Here is a 5,144-nt window from a genome sequence, read left to right as displayed (position 1 = left end):
CGAAAGTTCAAACACTTCATGCAAAGCGTTTACAGCAGGAACCATATCCGCTTCATGGACGAGCACCCATATCGTCGTATGGCTGTCAGCCGACTGAAGGATCGGAATTTCTTTTTCTGAAAGAGCCGATACAATTTTGGACGTAACACCGGGAACACCCATAATGCCCGCGCCGACCGCCGATACCTTCGCGCAGTTTCTCGTCACCATTGGATCATAGCCCATATCCATTAAAATACGCTGAGCTGTTTCTGTTTTATTTCCGGCTACCGTATAGACGATTTCACTAGGTGTAATGTTAAAGAAATCGACACTGATTCCAGCGTTTGCCATAGCCTTGAACACTTCAGTCTGAACATTATACTGGCCGATTTTCGCAGGCACTTTGAACTGCGTGACATCTTTGACATGTGCGATTCCCGTAATCAGCCTTTCAAAAACATCACTGCCGACCTTGGAAGAGTGATGTGATGTCACCAATGTACCTTTATCATTCGAATAAGTCGAACGGACGCGGATCGGAACCTTGGCCTGCATTGCGATTTCCACCGCACGCGGATGAATGACCTTGGCCCCCTGATACGCCAGGTTGCAGATTTCCGTATACGTCACAACAGGAAGCGGTTTTGCATTTTCCACCACTCTTGGGTCAGCAGTCATCACACCTTCTACATCGGTGAAAATATCGATGTATTCAGCATCAACAGCTGCTCCGAGTGCGGCTGCAGACGTATCGCTGCCCCCTCTGCCGATTGTAGTTGTATCACCCTTTTCAGTTGCGCCCTGGAAGCCTGCGACGACTACCGCATCATGATTGGCGAGCACACTGAATAAACGCTCCGGTTTCATTTCAATGATTTTCGCATTGGTATGCTGATCATTCGTTAAAAAGCCAGCCTGAGCCCCTGTCAGCGCAGCTGCTTTCACACCGTTATCAAGCAGCATGCTTGTAAAGACGACAGAGGAAATAGTCTCTCCGCAAGATAAAAGCAAATCCTGTTCCCTAGGAGAAATCGCTGACTGATCGCCGTAAAGCAGCCCAAGCAAAGAATCTGTTGCATACGGGTCTCCTTTTCGGCCCATCGCTGAAACGACAACGACAACCTTATATCCTTCACTGATTGCTTCTTTAATATGCCCTAAAGCCAGTTTGCGGCCTTTATCATCTTTTACTGATGTTCCGCCGAACTTTTGAACAATTATCTTCACTGTTTTCACTCCAAATTATTCGGACGTAACAGAAGAGAGCAGGCTGATAGCGCCTTACTCTCTTCTATTCGTCTTTAGAAAATTCTCTCTTTTATACGAGGTTTAGTTTTTTCAGGCTTTCTGCAATTTGAACAGAGTTCCATGCCGCGCCTTTTAATAGGTTATCAGAAACAACCCATAAATGAAAACCGTTTGCTCTGTCCAAGTCTTTGCGGATGCGGCCTACAAACACATCGTTTTTGCCGACAGCATCAGCAGGCATCGGATAAAGCTGCTGGCTTGGATCATCCTGAAGTGTCACGCCCGGAGCTTCTTTCAATAGATTTTTAATATCTTCAACTGTAGCGTCATCACGGTCTATTTCGATGTAGACGGACTCTGAGTGCCCAGTTTGGATTGGCAGTCTCACACATGTAGCCGCTACTTGAAGGTCAGGCATGTGCATGATTTTTTTCGTTTCATTTATCATTTTCATTTCCTCAAACGTATAGCCGTTATCTTGGAATTTATCGATTTGCGGAATCGCGTTGAAGGCGATTTGATAGTGTTTTTTGTCACCTTTTACAGGCATGATCTCAGGCTCTATTTCTTCTTTATTTAAAATCGCCTGTGTTTGGCTGTAAAGCTCTTTTACAGCTTCATTACCCGCTCCTGATACTGCCTGGTAAGTTGATACGATGACCTTGTTTAAGCCATATGCTTTGCGGATCGGTTCAAGTGCCGCAACCATTTGGATTGTAGAGCAGTTTGGATTGGCAATAATGCCGTTGTGTTCATGCAAGTCTGCCTCATTCACTTCTGGCACAACAAGCGGTGTATTTTCATCCATGCGGAACGCACTCGTATTATCTATAACAATAGCGCCGCGTTTTACAGCTTCTGGTGCCAATGCTTGTGATACGCTTCCGCCGGCGCTGAACAAAGCAATATTTACCCCTTCAAAGCTCTCAGGAGAAGCTTCCTGAACAGTCAGCTCTTGGCCTTTAAACGTGACTTTTGTCCCCGCAGAGCGTTTTGAAGATAGCAATGTAAGTGTGTCCATTTCAAAGTTTCTGTCTTCAAGTGTTTTAAGCATTTGTTGTCCCACAGCCCCTGTCGCTCCGACAACAGCTACGTGTAAACCTCTTCCCATCTGTAAAACTCCTTCCGCCAATCAGCTTCATTGAATTGATTTGACTATGATTTTACGTTTTATTTTACCATAGAATATGCGGGTGATGACCGAATTTTTTAGTTTGGGAAAGATTTTCTGTAAATTTAGTCATTTCCCTGATAATTCTCAACTAGAATCGGCTGAAGCTGCTGGTGCATGAGTGCCTTTTCAATCGTTTGCGGAAGCAGATCCATTTTGGCTACCATTGAATTCGGTTTTTTAAATGGATCATCTTGCCCGAATGGAATAAAAAAGATATTTTTTGTTGACATGAGCCTCATTAAATTTGTTCCGTTTAAACCAAGAGCATCATTTGTCGAGATACCCAGAACGACAGGCCGATTGTTCCGGATTGTCGCTTTTGCCGCCATCAGCACCGGGCTGTCCGTCATGGCATTTGCCAGCTTGCTCATTGAATTGCCTGTTAAAGGCGCAATGACCATGCAGTCAAGGGGCAGCTTCGGCCCAAGAGGTTCTGCCTTTACAATCGAATCAATGGCCTCATATCCAGTCAGGTCTTCAATTTTTTTAACCCATTCTGCGCCCTCTCCAAATCGGGTATTTGTAGATTTTACATTAAATGTGACAACCGGACGGACTTCAGCTCCTTCGTTGACCAACTCCTCAATTTGCGGGAAAACCGCTTCATATGTGCAATGCGACCCGGTCAGCCCAAACCCGATTCTTTTTCCTTTTAATGACGACATCCTTATTTCCCCTCCTCAGCTTGTATTTCAGCCAAAAGCTTGCTCAAGACGTTTGCAAGGATTTGCCCAGCTGTTTTAGGAGCGACAATCCCTGGAAGCCCGGGAGCAAGAAGTGCTTTAATCCCTTGTTTCTCGGCATATTTAAAATCCGTTCCCCCGGGACGTGAGGCCAGATCCAATATTAAGGTTTTTGGTGTCATGCTAGAAAGTACCGTTTGATTTAAAATCATACTCGGTATGGTATTAATGCAAATATCTATATCTTTTACATGCTCTTTCAGCTCATCGGTATGAAAAGGAACGAGCCCCATTTCAGTGATACGTGCCAGATGCGCTGAACTTCTTGCCCCCACTTTTACATTCGCCCCGAGCGCGGCAAATGTACGGGCAATCGTCATCCCGGTGCGCCCCAGACCGAGAACGGCCACCTGTGATCCGTGTATCGTATAATCCGTGTGCTGAATAGCCAGCATGATCGTTCCTTCTACTGTCGGAATAGAGTTGTATATCGCAATGTCATCCCGCTCAAACAGTTTTACAAGTTTTCTTTTTGCCTGAGCTGCAATGTTTTCTAAATAGGCGTTAGAAATTCCTGAGAAAATGACACAATGTGCAGGCGTTCTGTCGAGATGGTCCTGTTTTAACACAACTTCTTCATTAGAAAATACAGTTGATACGACACCTTCTCCTGTTGTCGCGGATACTGGAAGAATGATGCTGTCTATTTGCTGAAAAGGAATTTCATCAATATTGCATTTTACTGCCCCGGTAAAACCGTGATCCAATTGGTCAAAACCGACAAGATAGATGTCAGCCTGCTGTTCAGTGAGCTTTCTTATAATTTCGAGCTGTCTTGCGTCACCGCCGATAACTGCAATTTTCAATCCGGTTAACATTCTAAACGTTCACCTTCTTTGTATATACTGGATCTCTAGTTGTTAAGCTCCCCTTCATCTTATGATCAAAAGGAAATACCGGTGAATATAAAAGATGCGCTTTTTCCATATAAAAAAACATCGGCTCCGGCAGCCGATGTTTCAGATGTTTTCTTTAGAGCCCGCTTCACAGTCAATTGGGCTATTTACTCTTGTCGGGGAGGCATTTCCTCAGGTACATCTAATATAATCATATCTGAACCGATCTTTTGAATATGATGCCATGGGACACGAATGTCATGACCTTGCTTTCTCAAACCAAACCACTTAACTGTGGGAATGAGGAGTGCTGTAATCTGTCCATCCTGTTCATTGATTTCCAAATCGGTCTGGCCGAGCACTCCGAGCCGTTCAGCTCTTTTGATGTCTACAATTTCCTTTCCCGATAATTCACTGAGCCGCATGTCTGTCACCCCCTTGTACTATGTATGATGAAAGGGATTAAAAAATGCCTGCTCCATTATGGAGCAGGCTTTCCATTTTAAGACGGCATATTGCCGGAAGGGCTGATAAGTGCTAATGCATAGTCTTCAGTAAACAATTGTCTGGCAAGGCCGTTAACACGCTCTAAGTTCACGGCGTTTAATTCATTGATGATTTCATCTAATGTTTTATGTTTGCCGAGCAGCAGTTCATTTTTTCCGTTTCGGCTCATTTTGCTGTTTGTGCTTTCTAAGCTCAGCATTAAGCTTCCCTTCATTTGCTCTTTGCTGTTTTCCAGTTCTTTCGAGGTAATGCCGTCACGTTTTAATATGGCAAGGGTTTCTTGAATTGTTTCCGACAGCTGCTGAAGCTGATTTGCACCCGTTCCGCCGTAAATCGTTAGCATTCCGCTGTCTTCATATGAGCTGTGATAGCTGTAAACAGAATAAGCAAGTCCTTTATCTTCACGCACATCTTGGAACAGCCGGCTGCTCATGCTGCCTCCGAGCACATTGTTGAGGACGATTAAATCATAAATACGTTCATGGCCAACCTCTAAGCCTTTAAATCCAAGGCACAAATGAGCCTGCTCTGTTTCTTTTTTTCTCGTCAGTTTTTCCGTGTGGAACTCAGGCTTCTCAAGGCCTGTCGCTTTGCCCTTCGCCTCGTATGACCCGAACCATTTTTCTACATCTTTGATAAAACTGTCAGATATAT

Annotated in this window: 6 protein-coding genes; all 6 read right to left on the bottom strand. The window is 44.5% G+C overall.

Annotated features, from left to right (window positions below; all coding sequences use genetic code 11):
* Nucleotides 1-1,209, bottom strand: a 1,209-nt coding sequence (gene dapG, locus RAC86_RS35155; protein WP_377886664.1) for an aspartate kinase, incomplete at its 3' end; no start/stop codon positions are given.
* Between the two features lie 91 nt (nt 1,210-1,300).
* On the bottom strand, nt 1,301-2,341 hold the full coding sequence (gene asd / locus RAC86_RS35150) for an aspartate-semialdehyde dehydrogenase (protein WP_003244674.1): 1,041 nt from the start codon (nt 2,339-2,341) through the stop codon (nt 1,301-1,303).
* Nucleotides 2,342-2,466: 125 nt separating this feature from the next.
* Nucleotides 2,467-3,069 carry a dipicolinate synthase subunit B gene (gene dpaB, locus RAC86_RS35145; RefSeq protein ID WP_003244650.1) on the bottom strand — a complete coding sequence of 201 codons (603 nt, stop codon included), beginning with the start codon at nt 3,067-3,069 and terminating at the stop codon, nt 2,467-2,469.
* A 2-nt stretch (nt 3,070-3,071) separates the two neighbouring features.
* A complete protein-coding gene (gene dpaA / locus RAC86_RS35140; RefSeq protein ID WP_003231888.1) occupies nt 3,072-3,965 on the bottom strand; it encodes a dipicolinic acid synthetase subunit A in 894 nt (297 codons plus the stop codon).
* 185 nt (nt 3,966-4,150) lie between these two features.
* Nucleotides 4,151-4,408 carry a YlmC/YmxH family sporulation protein gene (locus RAC86_RS35135; RefSeq protein WP_003231890.1) on the bottom strand — a complete coding sequence of 86 codons (258 nt, stop codon included), beginning with the start codon at nt 4,406-4,408 and terminating at the stop codon, nt 4,151-4,153.
* Between the two features lie 77 nt (nt 4,409-4,485).
* The coding region (locus RAC86_RS35130; RefSeq protein WP_377886661.1) for a M16 family metallopeptidase at nt 4,486-5,144 on the bottom strand (659 nt) is incomplete at its 5' end.

This window comes from Bacillus sp. LR_5 (assembly GCF_042709275.1).
This window is presented reverse-complemented; position numbering and strand designations above follow the sequence as displayed.

Coding starts and splice junctions, on each gene's coding strand:
- asd (WP_003244674.1), bottom strand. CDS start 2,341: ATGGGAAGAGGTTTACACGTAGCTGTTGTCGGAGCGACAGGGGCTGTG.
- dpaB (WP_003244650.1), bottom strand. CDS start 3,069: ATGTCGTCATTAAAAGGAAAAAGAATCGGGTTTGGGCTGACCGGGTCG.
- dpaA (WP_003231888.1), bottom strand. CDS start 3,965: ATGTTAACCGGATTGAAAATTGCAGTTATCGGCGGTGACGCAAGACAG.
- RAC86_RS35135 (WP_003231890.1), bottom strand. CDS start 4,408: ATGCGGCTCAGTGAATTATCGGGAAAGGAAATTGTAGACATCAAAAGA.